Below are 418 nucleotides of genomic sequence, written 5' to 3' on the forward strand. Positions count from 1 at the left end.
CGGGCGGCCCCGTCGCCACCCAGTCGGTGTTCGCCGCGTCCTTCCAGGTCAAGTCGACCGTGACCACCGGCACCCCGGTCATCACCGTCAAGCCCAACAGCACCGCCCCCGAGCCCGCCCCCGCCGCCGGAACGGTCGAGCCCGTCACCGTCGCCCTCACCGGCAACGCCGCCACCGTCACCGCCCGCACCCCCCGCGTGTCCACCGGCCGCCCCGAGCTGACCGAGGCCGCCATCGTGGTCTCCGGCGGCCGCGGCGTCGGCGCCGCCGACGGCTTCAGCGTCGTCGAGGACCTCGCCGACGCCCTCGGCGCCGCCGTCGGCGCCTCCCGCGCCGCCGTCGACGCCGGCTGGTACCCCCACAGCAGCCAGGTCGGCCAGACCGGCAAGCAGGTCTCCCCCCAGCTGTACGTCGCCGC

The 418-nt window shown here is 77.3% G+C and carries 1 protein-coding gene; it reads left to right on the top strand.

The window, feature by feature from the left end; translation table 11 throughout:
* Positions 1–418, top strand: a 418-nt coding sequence (locus OO57_RS38025; RefSeq protein WP_033257500.1) for an electron transfer flavoprotein subunit alpha/FixB family protein, incomplete at both ends; no start/stop codon positions are given.

The sequence above is a fragment of the Kitasatospora phosalacinea genome (assembly GCF_000717185.1).
GTDB lineage: Bacteria > Actinomycetota > Actinomycetes > Streptomycetales > Streptomycetaceae > Kitasatospora > Kitasatospora phosalacinea_A.